The 16,358-nt window shown below is 63.5% G+C and carries 18 protein-coding genes; 9 read left to right on the top strand and 9 right to left on the bottom strand.

All coding sequences use genetic code 11. From position 1 onward, the window contains the following. Window positions 1-6: 6 nt before the first annotated feature. Complete coding sequence (locus HMPREF9696_RS12745) at window positions 7-777, bottom strand: protein phosphatase CheZ (RefSeq protein ID WP_002713431.1); 771 nt, start codon at window positions 775-777, stop codon at window positions 7-9. A 289-nt stretch (window positions 778-1,066) separates the two neighbouring features. Between HMPREF9696_RS12745 and HMPREF9696_RS12740 the strand changes: the two genes are divergently transcribed. Beyond that, entirely contained in the window at window positions 1,067-1,873 is an 807-nt protein-coding gene (locus tag HMPREF9696_RS12740) for a L,D-transpeptidase (RefSeq protein WP_002713430.1), read from the top strand. A gap of 72 nt (window positions 1,874-1,945) precedes the next feature. Here HMPREF9696_RS12740 and HMPREF9696_RS12735 read toward each other — a convergent pair whose 3' ends face one another. From HMPREF9696_RS12735 to HMPREF9696_RS12710, 6 genes are all read right to left on the bottom strand, one after another. After that, window positions 1,946-2,770, bottom strand: coding sequence for a DUF2076 domain-containing protein (locus tag HMPREF9696_RS12735; RefSeq protein ID WP_002713429.1), 825 nt, complete (start codon window positions 2,768-2,770; stop codon window positions 1,946-1,948). A gap of 163 nt (window positions 2,771-2,933) precedes the next feature. Then, window positions 2,934-3,782 carry a ChbG/HpnK family deacetylase gene (locus HMPREF9696_RS12730; protein ID WP_002713428.1) on the bottom strand — a complete coding sequence of 283 codons (849 nt, stop codon included), beginning with the start codon at window positions 3,780-3,782 and terminating at the stop codon, window positions 2,934-2,936. Beyond that, window positions 3,779-4,834 (bottom strand): glycosyltransferase family 2 protein, encoded by a 1,056-nt coding sequence (locus tag HMPREF9696_RS12725; protein WP_002713427.1) that lies wholly within the window; start codon window positions 4,832-4,834, stop codon window positions 3,779-3,781. The genes HMPREF9696_RS12730 and HMPREF9696_RS12725 overlap by 4 nt, the downstream gene beginning before the upstream one ends. 88 nt (window positions 4,835-4,922) lie before the next feature. Next, a complete protein-coding gene (gene hisG, locus HMPREF9696_RS12720; protein ID WP_002713426.1) occupies window positions 4,923-5,900 on the bottom strand; it encodes an ATP phosphoribosyltransferase in 978 nt (325 codons plus the stop codon). After that, a complete protein-coding gene (locus HMPREF9696_RS12715) occupies window positions 5,897-7,039 on the bottom strand; it encodes an ATP phosphoribosyltransferase regulatory subunit (RefSeq protein ID WP_002713425.1) in 1,143 nt (380 codons plus the stop codon). The genes hisG and HMPREF9696_RS12715 overlap by 4 nt, the downstream gene beginning before the upstream one ends. Before the next feature lie 116 nt (window positions 7,040-7,155). Continuing rightward, window positions 7,156-7,911 (bottom strand): 16S rRNA (uracil(1498)-N(3))-methyltransferase, encoded by a 756-nt coding sequence (locus HMPREF9696_RS12710; protein ID WP_002713424.1) that lies wholly within the window; start codon window positions 7,909-7,911, stop codon window positions 7,156-7,158. Between the two features lie 166 nt (window positions 7,912-8,077). Between HMPREF9696_RS12710 and HMPREF9696_RS12705 the strand changes: the two genes are divergently transcribed. After that, window positions 8,078-8,779: a hypothetical protein gene (locus HMPREF9696_RS12705; protein WP_002713423.1), complete on the top strand. Its 702-nt coding sequence runs from the start codon at window positions 8,078-8,080 to the stop codon at window positions 8,777-8,779. 25 nt (window positions 8,780-8,804) lie between these two features. Next, window positions 8,805-9,737 (top strand): 4-hydroxybenzoate octaprenyltransferase, encoded by a 933-nt coding sequence (gene ubiA / locus HMPREF9696_RS12700; protein ID WP_002713422.1) that lies wholly within the window; start codon window positions 8,805-8,807, stop codon window positions 9,735-9,737. A gap of 2 nt (window positions 9,738-9,739) precedes the next feature. On the opposite strand, the gene HMPREF9696_RS12695 is transcribed toward ubiA, so the two are convergent. Further along, complete coding sequence (locus HMPREF9696_RS12695; protein WP_040302022.1) at window positions 9,740-10,270, bottom strand: DUF6101 family protein; 531 nt, start codon at window positions 10,268-10,270, stop codon at window positions 9,740-9,742. A 274-nt stretch (window positions 10,271-10,544) separates the two neighbouring features. Between HMPREF9696_RS12695 and HMPREF9696_RS12690 the strand changes: the two genes are divergently transcribed. The 6 genes from HMPREF9696_RS12690 to lpxK are packed head-to-tail and all read left to right on the top strand — an operon-like array spanning window position 10,545 to window position 16,087. Beyond that, window positions 10,545-11,942, top strand: coding sequence for a TldD/PmbA family protein (locus HMPREF9696_RS12690; protein ID WP_040302020.1), 1,398 nt, complete (start codon window positions 10,545-10,547; stop codon window positions 11,940-11,942). Continuing rightward, complete coding sequence (locus HMPREF9696_RS12685) at window positions 11,929-12,747, top strand: 3'(2'),5'-bisphosphate nucleotidase CysQ (RefSeq protein WP_002713418.1); 819 nt, start codon at window positions 11,929-11,931, stop codon at window positions 12,745-12,747. Before HMPREF9696_RS12690 ends, HMPREF9696_RS12685 begins: the two co-directional genes overlap by 14 nt. A 60-nt stretch (window positions 12,748-12,807) precedes the next feature. Further along, the gene (locus HMPREF9696_RS12680) at window positions 12,808-13,056 is read left to right on the top strand and encodes a DUF4170 domain-containing protein (protein ID WP_002713417.1); all 249 of its coding nucleotides are present in this window, start codon (window positions 12,808-12,810) and stop codon (window positions 13,054-13,056) included. Continuing rightward, window positions 13,053-13,769, top strand: a complete 717-nt coding sequence (locus tag HMPREF9696_RS12675) for a lysophospholipid acyltransferase family protein (RefSeq protein ID WP_002713416.1) — start codon at window positions 13,053-13,055, stop codon at window positions 13,767-13,769. Before HMPREF9696_RS12680 ends, HMPREF9696_RS12675 begins: the two co-directional genes overlap by 4 nt. Then, window positions 13,762-15,066, top strand: coding sequence for a 3-deoxy-D-manno-octulosonic acid transferase (locus HMPREF9696_RS12670; RefSeq protein WP_002713415.1), 1,305 nt, complete (start codon window positions 13,762-13,764; stop codon window positions 15,064-15,066). The genes HMPREF9696_RS12675 and HMPREF9696_RS12670 overlap by 8 nt, the downstream gene beginning before the upstream one ends. After that, window positions 15,059-16,087, top strand: coding sequence for a tetraacyldisaccharide 4'-kinase (lpxK, locus tag HMPREF9696_RS12665; protein WP_002713414.1), 1,029 nt, complete (start codon window positions 15,059-15,061; stop codon window positions 16,085-16,087). Before HMPREF9696_RS12670 ends, lpxK begins: the two co-directional genes overlap by 8 nt. Here lpxK and HMPREF9696_RS12660 read toward each other — a convergent pair. Continuing rightward, the gene (locus HMPREF9696_RS12660) at window positions 16,074-16,298 is read right to left on the bottom strand and encodes a DUF2093 domain-containing protein (RefSeq protein WP_002713413.1); all 225 of its coding nucleotides are present in this window, start codon (window positions 16,296-16,298) and stop codon (window positions 16,074-16,076) included. The two genes, lpxK and HMPREF9696_RS12660, sit on opposite strands and share 14 nt — an antisense overlap. Between the last annotated feature and the right edge of the window lie 60 nt (window positions 16,299-16,358).

Raw genomic sequence — 16,358 nt, 5'->3', positions numbered from 1 at the left:
CGTTGTTTAGTTGAACAGCGCGTCGATGTCGTCCTGCGAGACATGGCCCTCTTCGTCCATGCCCTTCGGCCCGTTCAGAAGCCGGGCGTCGCCGACACGGTTGTCCACGATCGCAGGCGCATGCTGCTTGATCGCGTCGACGCCGCCCCAGATTTCCATCATGACGTTGATGTGATGCTCGATGAACTTCATCGTGCTCATCACCTTGCTGATGCGCTGGCCGGTGAGGTCCTGGAAGTTGCACGCCTCGAAAATGCTGACCACGCGTTCCTGAATGTCCTCACTGAGCTGCGCCTGCTGATCGAGCGGCATGGCCTTGCCGAGCGCGCTCGCCGCCTGGTCGATCGATTCCGCGGCTTCGAGAATCTGCTGGGTGGCTTCTTCGGTGCCGCCGACCACCGCGCCGAGTTCGCCGGTGACCTTGGCCATCTCGTCGCCGCTGAAGCTCTTGCCGTGAAGCACGGCGATTTCCTGCTTGGTGCGGTTGATGGCGTCGTGAATGAGGTCCAGTTCGACCTTCAGCTTCTCGCACTGCTCGATCTGCGCGCGATAGCTGCCGAGCAGTTGCTGCGCGTCGGTCAGTTCCTGAGCCGAGGGAATTTCGCCGCCTTCCGAAACGGGGCTGTGATGATGGGAGGCCATCTGCACGCGAATGGCGCGCAACTCGCTCATGATCTGATTGTGATGCGGAGCGGCGTCGCCCTCTGCGTGATCGAGTTTCGGCATGTCGCCGGACTGAATTCTTTCAATACGGAATTGCTTGCGCTGGACGGCCATCGGTCTCCCCATTCTTGAGAAGGTCTTTGTAACCCGCCGTCATTTAACGCGAAGTTTCAAACGGGAACGCCGCCCGGCAGATACAAACCGCGCCGCAAACCAACGATTAACCATGCCTGCGCCGTCTTCATCGAAAATAAACGCTACCGCGAAGAACAGGCGCCGCGCGTGGACGTGGTGAATCGCGAACGCTGTTTTGTTTACCAAACCGACGCGCTTTTAACCTTAAGTGTTCGTATTCAAGGCGCGCAGTCCGCGCGTCAGCGACGAAACAGTGCAGAGTACGTCGATGATCAGAAACCTGTCCTTCGCGCTGCTGGCCGGCGCCGTATCGTTCAGTGCCAGTTCAAGTCCTGCCTTCGCATTCGACGAGGATGTTCCCGCCGAGCCGCGCGTCATCTATGCGCAGCAGACCTCAACGCCGCCGATGCCGATCCGCGTCGCTTATAATGAGCGCTCCAATATGGGTGGCGGGCTGATCGAAGCCCTGTTCGGCGGCGGGCAGTCCGGCGATGCGAGCTATCCGGCACCGCGCTACGAGCAGCAGTATCAGCAGATGCCCTCGCGCGGAGGCCTGCCGCCGATGGACCCGCAATATCGTTATGAGATGCGGCAGGGCGAGATTGGCATCGAGCCGGGCCGCCCCGGAATGGACCCGAAATACGAAAAGCAGGTCGTCGAATATGGCGGCAATCATGCGCCGGGCACCATCGTGATCGATACGCCGAACAAGTTTCTCTACCTCGTGCAGGGCGGGGGCAAGGCGATGCGTTACGGCATCGGCGTCGGCAAGCCGGGCTTTACCTGGTCGGGCGTGAAGACGATCTCCGCAAAGAAGGAATGGCCAGCCTGGACCCCGCCGCCGGAAATGCTCAAGCGCCGTCCTGACCTGCCGCGTCATATGGAAGGCGGTCCGGAAAATCCGCTCGGCGCGCGCGCGATGTATCTCGGCACTTCGCTCTACCGCATTCACGGCTCCAACGAGCCATGGACCATCGGCACCAATGTGTCGTCCGGCTGCATCCGGATGCGCAATGAAGACGTGATTGATCTCTATGGCCGCGTGCCGGTGGGCACCAAGGTTGTCGTGATCTGATTCACCCGAATTCACGAATAAAAACGGCCGCTCAATCGAGCGGCCGTTTCCGTTTTGGAACGATGACATCAATCAGGCGTAATCGCTGTCACCGCCGTCATCGAAGTCGTTATAATCCTCGTCGTCGTCCTGATCTTGGTCCTGGTCTTGATCGGCATCGGCCTGCGCCTGATCGTAGGCACTCTGGCGCTGGCTGTCGCCGCTGCCGCTCTTGCCGACATCGTTGAGACCGGCATCGCGGGCGAGGCTGCCTGACGATTGATCGTTGCCCCACGGCATCTTGCTGCCGCCGGACTCTCCGGTGTTGCCGAAGCTCTGCTGGCTGCCGCCACCCATCATGCCGCGTATGCTGTTCATCAGCATCGAGCCGCCGATCACGCCGGCTGCGGTCGCCGCCGCCGTTCCGAGGAACGAGCCGCCGCCACCGCCGAACATGCCGCCGCCGGGATTGCCCGCCCTTGGATCATTTCTTGGATCGTTCATGCGCGGATCGCCCAAGCGCGGGTCACCACTGTAGCGATCGGCCTGTTCCAGCGCCTGACCGCTGTTCCACACCGGGCCGCCGCGCTGCTCGCCCGGACGGATGCTTGGCACCGAGCCCTGACCTCGATTCTGGTTCTGGCCGGGGCCGAGAATCGCATCGCGCATCGAATCGAGGAAACCGCCGGACTGTTGCTGCGGCTGGGCGCTGCCTTCAAGTTCCTGGATGCGGGCCTCGGCATGCTTCAGCGCTTCGTCCTGCACCAGCACGGTTTGCACAAGTGCGTACACCGCGTTCGGCGCGCGGCGCAGGCCCTGCATGATCGCCGCCTCCGCGTCGGGTTCACGCGGCGCATTCTCGACCCGCGACAAGCGGTCGAACAGATCGTCAACGAGTTGGCGTTCCTGTGGCGTCATGACGTCCTCCTAAAGCATCCGGCATGCGAATGCGCGAAAAGATGTAACGCTGCATTGTGTCGGGGTAAGTCCCGGCATGAATTAAATTTAGGAAAGTCGGCGCTTGCGGTGCGACAAAAAGTACTCTTCTCACCTCTCCCCGCGTGCGGGGAGAGGGAGCGCATCAGGGGCGGTCCAGCGTGACATTGCTGTCCGCCAGCAGGCGCGGGAAGCCGTCGCTGCTTAGGTATGCAAACTCCCGCTCGCGCTGATGGGTCACGTTATCGAGGCCGATCAGAATTTCATCGACATATCCGGGATGGCACATCACAAGGCCGCCGTCCGGCAGCCCGGAGAGGAATTCCGTCATTGCATCGGCGAAGTCGCGTCCGCGCACCATGTCATAGGCGCCGGCGAAGCCCGTGTTGAACGCGATGCCTTCGTGGACAGCCCTTTTGCGGAACGTGTCGCTCAAGGTGTCGAGCAGCAGTGCTTTCGGATTTCCGAGCCGCTCCGAAAGAGGCAGGGAGCGTCCGCACTGGCGCACCCAGGCGTTCGGCGCGGCTTCCTTCACGGCAGCGAGAAACGCATCGCGGATTTGCGGAAACAGTTGCACATGCTGATGGCCGTCGATGTAGTCCGGCGCGCGTCCAAACATCTGCCGAAAGGCGGCGATCTGCGCCAGTAATTCCGCGTGCACGATTTCCGGATCGAGCCGCCGCAACAGGCTTGCGCGCAGCAATCTGCCCAGCGGCAGGAACTGGCCGCCATCCAGCGGCCTGAAATGCAGGGTGAGCGGTGCGAATGGCGCGGTCAGCGTCGCATGCAGTCCGATGGCGCAATTCGGATTGCCGGCAACAGCCTGCAACAGACCGTCGATCTCGGCACGGTCGATGGCGGCGCCCACCACCATCACCGATGTCGCGTTGAGTCTCTTCTGCTCGATCAGTTCGCGGATCGCGCGATTGACGCCGGGGCTCATGCCGTAATCGTCGGCGCAGAGCCAGATGCGGCGCGGCGTGGTCGCGCTCATTCAGCGGCAGACTGCGGCTTGTCGGCGGTTGCCGATGCGCCAGCGTCCTTCACGCTATGCTCCGCGACAAAGTAGATCGGCCGCGCCTTGATCTCGGACAGGATCTTGCCGATGTATTCGCCGACTACACCGATCATGATGAGCTGCACGCCGCCGATGGTCATCAGGCCGACCACGAGCGAGGGATAACCCGGAACGGATTTGCCGCTGACGACGGTCTCCCACAGGATCGAGAGACCGAACAGGAAGGCGACGAACGCGAGCAAGAGGCCGAGCAGGCTGGCGGCGCGCAGCGGTGCGACCGAGAACGATGTCAGACCCTCGATGGAGAGGCCCAGCAGCCGTCCCGGGCTGAACGAGGTCACGCCATGGGCGCGGGCTTCGGGCTCATAATCGACGCGGATTTGCTTGAAGCCGATCCAGGTCGCGAGGCCCTTGAAGAAGCGGTTGCGTTCCGGCAGTTGGCGCAGCGCGTCCGCCGCACGCGGCGACAGCAGGCGGAAATCGCCAGCGTCCTCGGGAATCTTCTGCCGCGCGCCCCAGTTGATGAGCATGTAGAACGTGCGCACCGCGAGGCGGCGCAGCGCGGATTCGTTGTCGCGATGGGCCTTGGCCGTATAGACCACGTCGAAGCCGTCAACGATCCAGTGCCGCACCAATTGCTCGACAAGTTCGGGCGCATGCTGGCCGTCACCGTCCATGAACAGCACCGCGCCGCGGCGGGCGTGATCGAGCCCGGCCATCAGGGCGGCTTCCTTGCCGAAGTTGCGCGACAGCGACACCACCTGCACGTCGAGCGCGGTCGCGGGCAGGCTTCGTGCAATGGAGAGTGTATTGTCGGCCGAGCCGTCATCGACATAGACCACTTCGCAGGCGAGGCCGTAGTCCTGCTTCAGCTTGCCCGCGAGGGTGCCAAGCCGCTCATGCAGCAGCGCAAGACCGGCCGCCTCGTTATAGGCGGGCACCACAATGGACAGGCCGGCGCGCGCAGCCTCCTGCGCCGCCGGCACGCGGTTGCCTGACAGATTGGAAATGTCCGCACTCGGCGTCATCGGTCGGTTTCCAGCGCGTTACGTCTGATCATCATATGGCCATCGCCGAGCCGCCGCCAAGGCGTCGCCGTGCCGCGCACCTGCTGCATTATGGCCCAAGGAACGCCTGCAGTTTGGCGAACAGCGGATTCTCGCGGTCGAACACATAATCCAGCGATGCGATCGACACAGTGTCCGCGCCGTTGTCGCGCAGGAAGCTGCTCAGGGCATAGAGCTGGTTGGGCGGACAGTGCAGCGTCACCATGCCCGACGAGGTCGGCCCGCCGAACGGTGAGACGACGCCGAATTTCCTGTGCGCTTCTGACAGCAGGTCGGCATTACAAGCTGCGAAGCGCGTGCGCACTTCCTTGTATTTGCGGGCGCGTGCGCTGGCGGCGATGTGGTCGAGGATGATCCGCGCGGTCTCGCGAGCGTTGCCCGACCAGTCGGCATCGCGCGAGGCCACGAGGTTGGCGTGGCTGCGCAGCATCACGCCGTCGTCCAGCACCTTCAGCCCGTTGGCGGCGAGTGTCGCGCCGGTGGTGGTGATATCGACGATCAGTTCAGCCGTTCCCGCCGCCGGAGCACCTTCGGTGGCGCCGGCGCTTTCCACGATGCGGTAATCGACGACGCCCTGCGCCGCGAAGAAATTGCGCGTCAGGTTGATGTACTTGGTCGCCACCCGCATGCGGTGATTGTGCCGCGCCCGGAACGAGGTCGCGACATCGTCGAGATCGGCCATGGTGCGCACGTCGATCCAGGCCTGCGGCACCGCGACCACAACATTGGCGCTGCCGAAGCCGAGGCTTTCGATCAGCATGACCCGCCTGTCGGCGTCGTGAATGTTCTCGCGGATCAGGTCTTCGCCGGTGATGCCGAGATGCACGGTGCCGCGCGCCAGTTGCGCCGCGATCTCGCTCGCGGAGAGATAGGCGATCTCGACATTGTCGATGGCGGGCATGGTGCCGCGATACTCGCGGGCGCCGCGTGGCTTTGCGAGCGTGAGATTGGCCTGCGCGAAGAAGGCCTCGGCGTTTTCCTGCAGGCGTCCCTTGGAGGGAACGGCGACGACGAACGGCGTGCTCATGCGGCGCTCCCTTGCGAAAGCGCTTCGATCCAGATCGAGAAGCCCACGGCGGGGATCGGTTCGCGCGCGCCAAGCCGTGTCAGCAGCCCGTCATAACGGCCGCCGCCGACCAGCGGCTCCGCGCCGTTGCCCCTCGCGTGCAATTCAAATTCAAAGCCGGTGTAATAGTCGAGGCCACGTCCGAACGCGGTGGAGAAACGGATCGCTTTGATGTCGATGCCGCGCGCGGCCATGAATTGTGTGCGGCTTTCAAACTGGTCGATGGCGGCGTTCAGGTCGAGCTTCGCGTCCGACGCCAGCTTGCGCAGTTGCTTCGCCGCGTCATCCGGTTCGCCCGCGATGCCGAGGAAGCGCTCGATCAATTGCAGCGCGTCGCGCGGCAATGCGCCGCCTTTCAAGGTCGACTGTTCCAGAAAACGATCCGCGATTTCCGACACCGTGCGTCCGCCGACATTGCTGGTGCCGGCGATCGACATCAGGTCGGTGACGAGGGCCAGTGCCGCCTTGCGGTCTGAGCCGGCGAGGGCGGCGAGCACGCCTTCATATTCATTGCGGGTCTTGCCGGTTTCCAGCGTCAGGCGTTGCAGGTCCTGCGCCAGCGAAATCTTGCGGTTGAAATCCTTGATCAGCCGCCGCTTCCAGACCGGGTAAAGATCGAGCGCGTCGATCAGTGCGGCAAACAGCGCAACGTCCCCGGTGCGGATATCGAGGCTTGTGACTCCGAAAGCGTTCGCGGCCTCGACGCCGAGCGCCAGCATCTCGGCATCGGCTGCGGCGCGATCCTGCCGTCCGAACGATTCCACGCCCGCCTGATTGAACTCGCTGGCTGCGCCGCCGCGATAACGGAACACCGGACCGAGATAATAGAAGCCCGCAGGCGCGCCCGCGCGCGATGACGCGAGGTAGTCCCGCGCTACGGGAATGGTGAGATCAGGCCGCAGGCACAGTTCTTCGCCGGTGACGTCGGTGGTCAGATACAGGCTTTTGCGGATGTCTTCGCCGGACAGGTCGAGAAACGGCTCCGCCGGCTGCAGGATCGGCGGTCGCGCATGGGTGTAGCCAGCCCGCGCAAATGTCTGCAGCAGGACCTCCGCCTGTGCGGCGGACCCGGTCGCGGATGCGGCACTGGTCTGGCTCATTTTCGGTGTTCCAACAGAAAGAAAGGCTAGAATCGGCAGTCCCTTAACACGGGATGCCCGAGGTTTCGACGACGATCCGGCAAAGGGCTTAATGAGAGCAATCCCGAATTGCAACTCTAGCGTGTATTCGGGCTTCCCCAATCGCCAAGTGCGGTCTGTACCACAGCCAGGGCGGCAACTGCAGCCGTATCGGCGCGCAGGATTCGCGGACCGAGCGCCAGGCGCACCACATGGGGCTGCTTCAGCAGCAGGGCACGTTCCTCCTCGGCAAATCCGCCCTCAGGTCCGATCAACACATCCGTGCCATGGGTCGAATCGGCGCCGGCAAAGGCCGCCATGGGATCGGAGATCGGGGCGTCTTCGTCGCAGAACACCAGAAGCCGCTGGCCATTGCGCGATCCGAGCCAGCGCTCGAGCGGTTCTGGCTCGTGGACTTCCGCGAGGCTGAGAATGCCGCATTGCTCCGCGGCTTCGATGACATTGGCGCGCATGCGCTCGACATTGATACGGCTCGCCTGGGTATGGCGCGTGGTCACCGGGCGCAGCGCCGCAGCCCCCATTTCAATAGCCTTTTGCGTCATGTAATCGAGCCGCGCATGCTTGAGCGGTGCGAACACGTAGTGCAGGTCGGGCAGGGAATCCTGCGGGCGGGTCTGGCTGACGATCTCAGCGCGGTCGGGCCGCTTGCGGCCGGCGAGCGTGGCCTGCCATTCGCCGTCGCGGCCATTGAACACCAGCACGGTATCGCCGGCGTTCAACCGCAGCACATTGCCGAGATAGTTGGACTGATCGCGATTCAGCGCGATGCCCGTTCCGCCAGTGAGCGGGGCGTCGACGAAAAGCCGGGGGCTGCGAAAATCGAGTTTGGGCATCGGGACAATCCGTTAATTTCCTGACTTTCTAGCCGAATGATTGCAACTTGGCAGCCAATCGGGTGGCAACTGCCGCGCTGCTGCCGGATTCATCGGGTTGTTAAGCGGGAGCGAGAATCGTAAAAGCCCTTACTTGAGGACACCGGAACCCGCCGGAGGAGAATCCGTGACCGCTATCCGTTCCATCGCATTGCTGGCTGCCGCCGCGTTCGTCATGCAGGCTGCGGATGTCCGCGCCCAGGGCGCGTTCCCGGCTCCGCTGCCCGGGCAATCCGCCCCGGCTCCCGCGAGCAACGCATCTCCGTTTCCTCCGGTTAACGGTGCGCCGGCCGCATCGCCGTTTCCTCCGGTTAATGGCGCGACGGCCGCGCCCGCGCGTCCCGCCCCGTCGCCCAGCGCCTTCACCTCCGGTGCGCCTCCGGTGGGTGCCTCCGGTTTCGGTGCGCCGCAGGGCGGCCCGCCGCCCGGCGCTGAGGAATGTCAGAAGGGTTTCCTGCCGCTGCGCGCGGACGCCGAGGCCAAGGCCAAGCTGATCCAGGCCGCCGGCAAGCGCAAGGCGCCGCCGCAGGAAGCCTGCAAGCTGATCGCAAATTTCGCGCAGGCTGAAACCAAGATGATCAAGTTCGTCGAAAGCCATATGCAGAAGTGCGGCATTCCGGCCCAGGTCGCGGATCAGATGAAAAAGGGTCACGCCAATACCACCCAATTGCAGCAGCGCGTCTGCGCAGCGGCGCAGCAGCAGCAGGCGGGGCCTGCGGGTCCGAGCCTGAGCGAAGCGCTTGGCTCGGCGACGCTGCCCGAAGCCAAGCCGCTCAAGCGTGGTGGCAGCACCTTCGATACGCTGAACGGCAATGTGCTGACACGCTAACTTGCTCTGACCAAAAAGGGTTGCGATGAGCAACGCCGCAGCCCCCGTCGCCGACTCCACCGCCAACTGGGTCGATACCCATGCGCCGGTCTGGATGCGGCCCTATCTGCGATTGTCGCGCTTCGACCGGCCGATCGGCTGGTGGCTGCTGTTGATGCCATGCTGGTGGTCCGCCGCACTCGCGGCAGGCATCGCCCGCGACCTGCACAGCTTGCCCAAGGTCATCGTGCTGTTCCTGATCGGCGCCATGGTGATGCGCGGCGCGGGCTGCACCTGGAACGACATCACCGACCGCAAGCTCGATGCAAAAGTTGAGCGCACGCGCTCGCGGCCGATCCCGGCAGGACAGGTGAGCGTGGCGCAGGCCGGCGCGTTTCTTGTGCTGCAGGCGCTGGTCGGGCTCGCGGTGCTGCTGCAGTTCAACCGCTTCGCGGTTCTCACCGGCATAGCATCGCTTGTGATCGTCGCAGTCTATCCTTTCATGAAGCGCATCACCTATTGGCCGCAGGTCACCCTTGGCCTCGCGTTCTCATGGGGTGCACTGATGGGGTTCGCGGTGATCCTCGGCCAAATCAATGCGACAGCATTGGTGCTTTATGCCGGGTCGATCGCATGGGTGATCGCCTACGACACGATCTACGCCCATCAGGACACCGAAGACGACATTATGGTCGGTATCAAATCGACAGCGCTGCTGTTCGGCGAACGCACGCAACTGGCGCTGACGATTTTCTACAGTCTGGCGGTGGTGCTGATCGGCGTCGCGCTGCGGCTCGGCGGATCGGGGTGGCTGGCGTGGATCGGGCTTGCAGCCTTTGCCGCGCATCTGGTCTGGCAGGTGCGGACGATCCGGATCGATGATTCCGCATTGTGTCTGCGGCTGTTCAAATCGAACCGCAATGCCGGCCTGTTGCTGTTCGCCGGCCTGCTTGGCGATGCGGTGTTGCGCAGCGCCTGATTTTAGTTTCGCGCGATGATCTCGCGTTCGCCGCGATAAACCGGCCGTTCCGTCATGGCGCCTCCGGCCTTGCGGCGGACGAGAAACTTCGGGCGGCGATCCTTGATGATGTTGCGGCGGCGGCGGCGCGGCGCCGGTTCGCGCGCCGCATCGGTCTCGTCCTCGATCTGCGGCAGGGCGAACAGGTCGCCCCACATCTGCCAGGCGAGGTCGATCTGAAGCTCGTCTGCGGTGACAAGCAGCGGCACCGAGAGCGACGGATCGCTGTGGACCAGAACGAGCGCACGCCCGTCATTGGTTTCGCGGCAGGCGATGCCGAGAAAGTCGCGGACGCGAACATTGATCGCCATGCGGATGCCGCCGACGGCACGGCGCACGGTGACGCGCTCACGATGAATTTCGATGTGCCTGACACCGCCATCGGCGCGGCCATCGCGCGCTTGGAAGCTGACGGGCAGGGAATGGGGGTCGAGCTGCAACATGCAGCTCGACCCGGCGGGTTGCACCCCACCGACTCCGAATTGACGCCTCACGGTCTTATCTCCCACGCCGGAATTATGTTCCCGGTCGATGGGAGGAGCATGCCAGAGCGACGTCCGAATCCGCTTAAGAAGGCTGGTTAATCCTCTCTCACTGCGATTGCTTCAGTTCTCATGATTGACGGGAGGTTGGCGCGGATGCTTGACGAGATGTTTCCAATGGGTGGCAAATATCTGCCCTGCAAGCCGCGAAAACGCTTGAAGTCCGCGTAAAACAGGCACATCTCATGATACGTAGCATTCGCCTTCAAGCCTCGGGAATTTGTTTGTGAACTCTTCACCAAACGCATCATTGTCGCCCTCGCACAAATCAGCCGCATCCGGATTGCTCGACCAGAGCGCACTGAGCGATCTGGCGCAGCGCCTCGTTGAAGCAGCAAAGCGCGCGGGCGCGGACGCAGCGGACGCCATCGCGGTGCGCGGTGTTTCGCAGGGCGTTGAAATCCGCGAAGGCAAGGTCGAGGAATCCGAGCGCTCAGAAGGCGACGATATCGGCCTGCGTGTGTTTGTCGGAAAACGTCAGGCGGTGGTGTCGAGCAGCGATATCGGCGGCGACGTTTCAAAACTCGCCGAGCGCGCGGTGGCGATGGCGAAGGTGTCGCCCGACGATGAATATGTCGGCCTCGCCGATCCGGCGCTGCTGGCCAAACAGTTTCCCGATCTCGATCTGCTCGATCCGCAGGTGCCGTCCGTTGCCGAGCTCGAACGCCGCGCGCTGGCCGCGGAAGCCGCCGCGCTTGCGGTCAAGGGCGTGTCGAAGTCAGGTGGTGCGTCCGCGTCGTCCGGCATTGGCGGCATGGTGCTTGTCACCTCGACCGGATTTCACGGATCGTATCTGCGTTCGAGCCAGAGCGTATCGGCGGTGGCGATTGCCGGTGAAGGCACCGGCATGGAGCGCGATTACGATTTCACCTCCGCGATCCACGGCTCCGATCTGGAGTCCCCGGAGAGCGTCGGCAAACGTGCGGGCGAGCGCACCGTGGCGCGGCTCAATCCGCGCAAGGTTGCGACCTGCAAGGCGCCGGTGGTGTTCGATCCGCGTGTTTCCAACTCGCTGGTCGGTCATCTGGTCGGCGCGGTCAACGGCGCGTCGATCGCGCGCAAGACCAGCTTTCTGAAAGATCGTCTGGGCCAGCAACTGTTCGACAAAGGCATCCGCATCATCGACGATCCGCTGCGGGTGCGCGGGATGCGCTCGCAGGCCTTCGACTCGGACGGCGTTGCGACAATGAAACGTGCGATCATTGATGATGGCGTGCTGACCACATGGCTGCTGGATTCCGCGACCGCGCGCGAACTTGGCATGGCCACGACGGGCCACGCCCACCGTGGCGTGTCGTCATCGCCCTCGCCGGGACCGTACAATCTTCATCTGGAAGCCGGTCAGGTATCGCCGGACGACCTGATCTCCGACATCAAGCAAGGTTTCTATGTCACCGACCTGATCGGCTCCGGCGTCAATGGCGTGACCGGCGATTACAGCCGCGGCGCCGCCGGTTTCTGGATCGAGAACGGCAAGCTGACCTATGCGGTCAGTGAAGTGACCATCGCGGGCCATCTGCTCGAGATTTTCAAGTCGATGGTTCCGGCCAATGATCTGACATTCAAGTACGGTGTCAACGCGCCGACCGTCCGCATCGGGGACCTGACGATTGCCGGACGCTGATTCCGAAATCCGCGATGCGAACCTGACGCGCGACGCAGCCTTGCTCGACGATGTGGTGAGGGAGGCCGGCGCGCTGGCGCTCGGCCTGTTTCGTACCGATCTGAAATCCTGGATCAAGGGCAAATCATCGCCGGTGTCGGAAGCCGACATCGCGGTGAACGACCTGATCGAAACACGCCTGCGCGCGGCGACCCCCGATTACGGATGGCTGTCGGAAGAAAGCGCCGACGATACCTCGCGGCTCGGCAAGCAACTGACATGGATCGTCGATCCGATCGACGGCACCCGCGCCTATCTGGAGCGCCGGGAGGACTGGTCGGTCTCGATCGCGCTGGTCGCCGACGGCTTGCCGGTTCTGGGCGCGGTGTTCGCGCCGGCCAGCGACGAGTTCTTTTTCGCAACGCGCGGGCGCGGCGCGCATCTCAATGGCGCGCCGGTGGCCGCCGCATCGGGCGCGGCGATCAACTATCCGAAAATTGCCGGGCCGAAGCCGCTGGTCGAGCGGTTGGGCGGCATGAAGGAGGGCGAAAGCCTCTATCCGCGGATCGGTTCATTGGCCTTGCGTCTGGTCCGGGTGGCGGAAGGGCGGCTCGATGCCGCATTTGCGGCCGGGAGCAGCCGCGACTGGGACCTTGCAGCCGCCGACTTAATCGTGCACGAAGCGGGCGGGGAAATGACCTCACTGGCCGGCGAGCGCCTGGTTTATAATCAAACCGATGTCCGCCATGGGTTGCTGGTGGCGGCGGGGCATGCGCGGCACGCGCATATCGTGAAACATTTTCGGGAAAACCCGATTCCGTGGTGATTGCGAGCACGCTTTTTGCTTCAATCCATCAGCCGGTCCTTGGTTTTAGGAAAGCATCTCATGTCCGAAGCTGTGCAACCGCAGTTGCTTCACCTCGTTATTGGCGGCGAACTTCTCGACCTCGATCATGTGACCTTCAAGGATCTCGACAAGGTCGATGTCGTGGGCCTGTTCCCGAACTATGCCACCGCTTATGCCGCGTGGAAGAGCAAGGCCCAGCAGACGGTCGATAACGCCCACATGCGTTACTTCATCGTCCATCTCCACCGGCTGCTCGATCCGGGCCAAGACGCGAAATCCTCCACTTGAAAACTGCACTCCGAAAATTGGGCCGCGCAAGCTGGCTGCAGCATGTCGCGGGTTTCATCGCGGCTGAGTTTCTGCGCTTTGTGTGGCTGACCAATCGCTTCACGCTGGACCCGCCCGAGGTCTACAAGCGCATGGAACCCGAGATGCCGCTGATCATCGGCTTCTGGCATGGTCAGCATTTCATGATGCCGTTCCTCAAGCGCAAGGAATACAAGGCCAAGGTCTTGATCTCGCGCCACCGCGACGGCGAGATCAATGCCATCGCCGCCGAGCGCCTCAATGTCGGAACGGTGCGTGGCTCCGGCGATCACGGCACCGAATTTCATCGCAAGGGTGGCGTGACCGCGTTCAAGGCGATGCTAAGGGTCCTGGAAGAAGAAAAGGTCAACATGGCGCTGACGGCGGACGTGCCGAAGGTGTCACGCAAGGCGGGCCTCGGCATCATCATGCTGGCGCGGGAATCCGGCCGCCCGATCCTGCCGGTGGCGATTGCCACCAGCCGGTTCAAGCGGTTGAATAACTGGGACCGCTCGGTCATTCATTTGCCATTCGGGCGCGGCGTTATCGCAGGCTCGGACCTGATCTGGGTGCCGCGCGATGCGGACAACGAAACCATGCAGGCGTTGCGGCTGCAGCTCGAAGAACGGTTGAACGATGTGACGCGACGGGCCTACACGCTGGTCGGCCGTCCGGACGAGGGTCTTCATGCCTAGCGCGCTGCCAGCGACGCTTGCGACCTACCGGCGGCTGTCGGCGCTTGCCGCGCCGTTTGCGGCGCCGCTGATCGCGCGCCGGCTGAAGCGCGGCAAGGAAGATCCCGAACGTCTTGGCGAGCGGCGCGGTGTTGCGAGCATCGAGCGCCCGGCGGGACCGCTGATCTGGATTCATGGCGCAAGCGTCGGCGAGGTGCTGGCCGCCGCCGGATTGATCGAGCGGCTGCGTGCGCTCAACATCCGCATCCTGCTGACGTCGGGAACGGTCACATCGGCCGCGATCGTGGCCCGGCGCTTTCCGCCGGACGTGATCCATCAATATGTGCCGTTCGATTCGCCGCGTTTCGTCTCGGCCTTTCTCGATCACTGGAAGCCCGGTCTCGCGCTGTTCATCGAATCCGATATCTGGCCCAACCTGATCCTGTCCAGCGCCGAGCGCCGCATTCCCATGGTCATCATCAATGGCCGGATGTCGCCGCGCTCGTTTCCGCGCTGGCAGAAACTGCGCGGCACGATTTCCGCGCTGCTGGAATGTTTCGATCTCTGCCTTGCGCAATCGGACAGGGACGCGGAACGCTTCGCGGCGCTCGGCTGTCCCAACGTTGTCACCTCCGGCAATCTGAAACTCGATGTCGAGGCGCTGCCTGCGGATGTCCGCAAGCTGGAGCGCCTGAAGGAAGCGGCGCAGCGCCGCCAGATTTTCGTCGCGGCGTCCACGCATCCTGGCGAGGATGAAATCGTGCTCGATGCGCATCGCCGGCTGGCGCAGCGGCTGCCGCAACTCCTTAGCATCATCGTGCCGCGCCACCCCGAGCGCGGCCCGGCCATTGCGCAGATGGTGGCGGACGCTGGACTGCAGGTCGCCCTGCGCTCGCGGGACGAATTGCCGGGCGGCGCGACGGACATCTATGTCGCCGATACGATGGGCGAACTGGGCCTGTTTTACCGGATCGCGCCGGTGGTGTTCATGGGCGGCTCGCTGGTGCCGCATGGCGGACAGAATCCGATTGAAGGCATCAAGCTCGGTGCGGCCATTCTGCACGGGCCGCATGTGTTCAACTTCAGCGATATCTACGAGGCGCTGGATCAGTCCGGCGGTGCGGTGCGTGCCGAGACCGATGAGGATTTCGTCAAACTACTCGGCCAGTTGCTGGTCAATCCGGTTGCCCGGCAGCGCTCGGTCGATGCCGCCGAAGGCGTTGTGAACCGGCTCGGCGGCGCGCTGGACAAGACGCTGAACGCGCTGGAGCCTTATCTGCTGCAGTTGCGGCTCGAGGGAGGCAGCGCCGATGCGTGAGCCGGCCTTCTGGTATCGGCCGCCATCGTGGATGTCGCGACTATTGACGCCTTTCGGCGCGATCTATGGCGCGATCACGGCGCAGCGCATGGCGCGCACCGGCGCACACGCCGAACTCCCTGTTTTCTGCATCGGCAATTATCACGTCGGCGGCGCGGGCAAGACGCCGACAACGCTCGCGCTTGCGAAGCTGCTGCGCGACCTCGGCGAACAGCCGTCTGTGGTCAGCCGAGGCTATGGCGGGGCGCTGTCAGGACCTGTTCGTGTCGATGGTGCTGGGCATACGGCTGCCGATGTCGGCGATGAGCCGTTGATGATGGCGGCGCAGGTGCCAGTCATTGTGTCTCGTGATCGCGCCGCAGGCGCGGCGCTGGCGCGCGCGCAGGGCGCAACCGTGGTTCTGTTGGATGACGGCTTCCAGAATCCGGCACTGGTCAAGGATGCCTCGCTGATTGTCATCGATGCGTCGCGCGGTATCGGTAACGGCTGTGTGTTTCCTGCGGGCCCGTTACGCGCGCCTTTGCCTCCGCAGATCGCGCGCACAGATGCGTTGATTGTGATCGGGGCGGGCGATGCAGCCGATGGCATCGCCACCGATGTTGCGAGGCAGGGCGCGTCCGTGCTGCGCGCGCGGGTTGTGCCCGATCAGACGTCCATAGAGAAACTGCGGGGACAGCGCGTGCTGGCTTTCGCCGGGATCGGCGATCCGGCGCGGTTCTTCGCGACGCTGCGTGCGAATGGCGTGGATGTGATCGAGGAAAAGGCCTTTCCCGATCATCATCCGTTCACGCCGGACGAAGTCGCGCGATTGGCATTAACTGCGGCGGCAAAGTCGCTGGTGCTGATCACGACCGAAAAGGACATGGCGCGCATCCGTAGCGATGTTCGTTTGCGCCAATACGCCGACAGGATCGCGGTCTTCGCTGTCACGCTGGCGTTCGACGACGATACAATGCTGAAGAATTTCGTAATCGCGCGGTTGACCAAGGCGCGCGCAAAAATAGGCCTCAAGCCTTCTTGAGCTGCGCCGGATAGTGCCGCTGCAGCACGGCTTCCGGGGTCGCATAGGCTTCCTGCCGGTCGACGCTCCAGTATTTCAGCTCATCCAGCGGAATGTGTTCGCCGGTGATGGCGCAGCGCACATAGGAGCCGGGGGAGGTCACGCGAAAATCGCCGTCGAGATATTCGACCTGCGCTTCGCCCTGGCCGGAAGGCCCGAATTTATTGAGCACGATGATGGTCCTTGTCGGGGTCCGGCAGATGTGGTCCGGAGAGTTGGGTCAAATATAGGT

It is taken from the genome of Afipia clevelandensis ATCC 49720 (genome assembly GCF_000336555.1).
GTDB classification, from domain to species: Bacteria; Pseudomonadota; Alphaproteobacteria; order Rhizobiales; family Xanthobacteraceae; genus Afipia; species Afipia clevelandensis.
The sequence above is the reverse complement of the archived record's forward strand: the minus strand, read 5'-3'. Positions and strand labels throughout refer to the sequence as shown.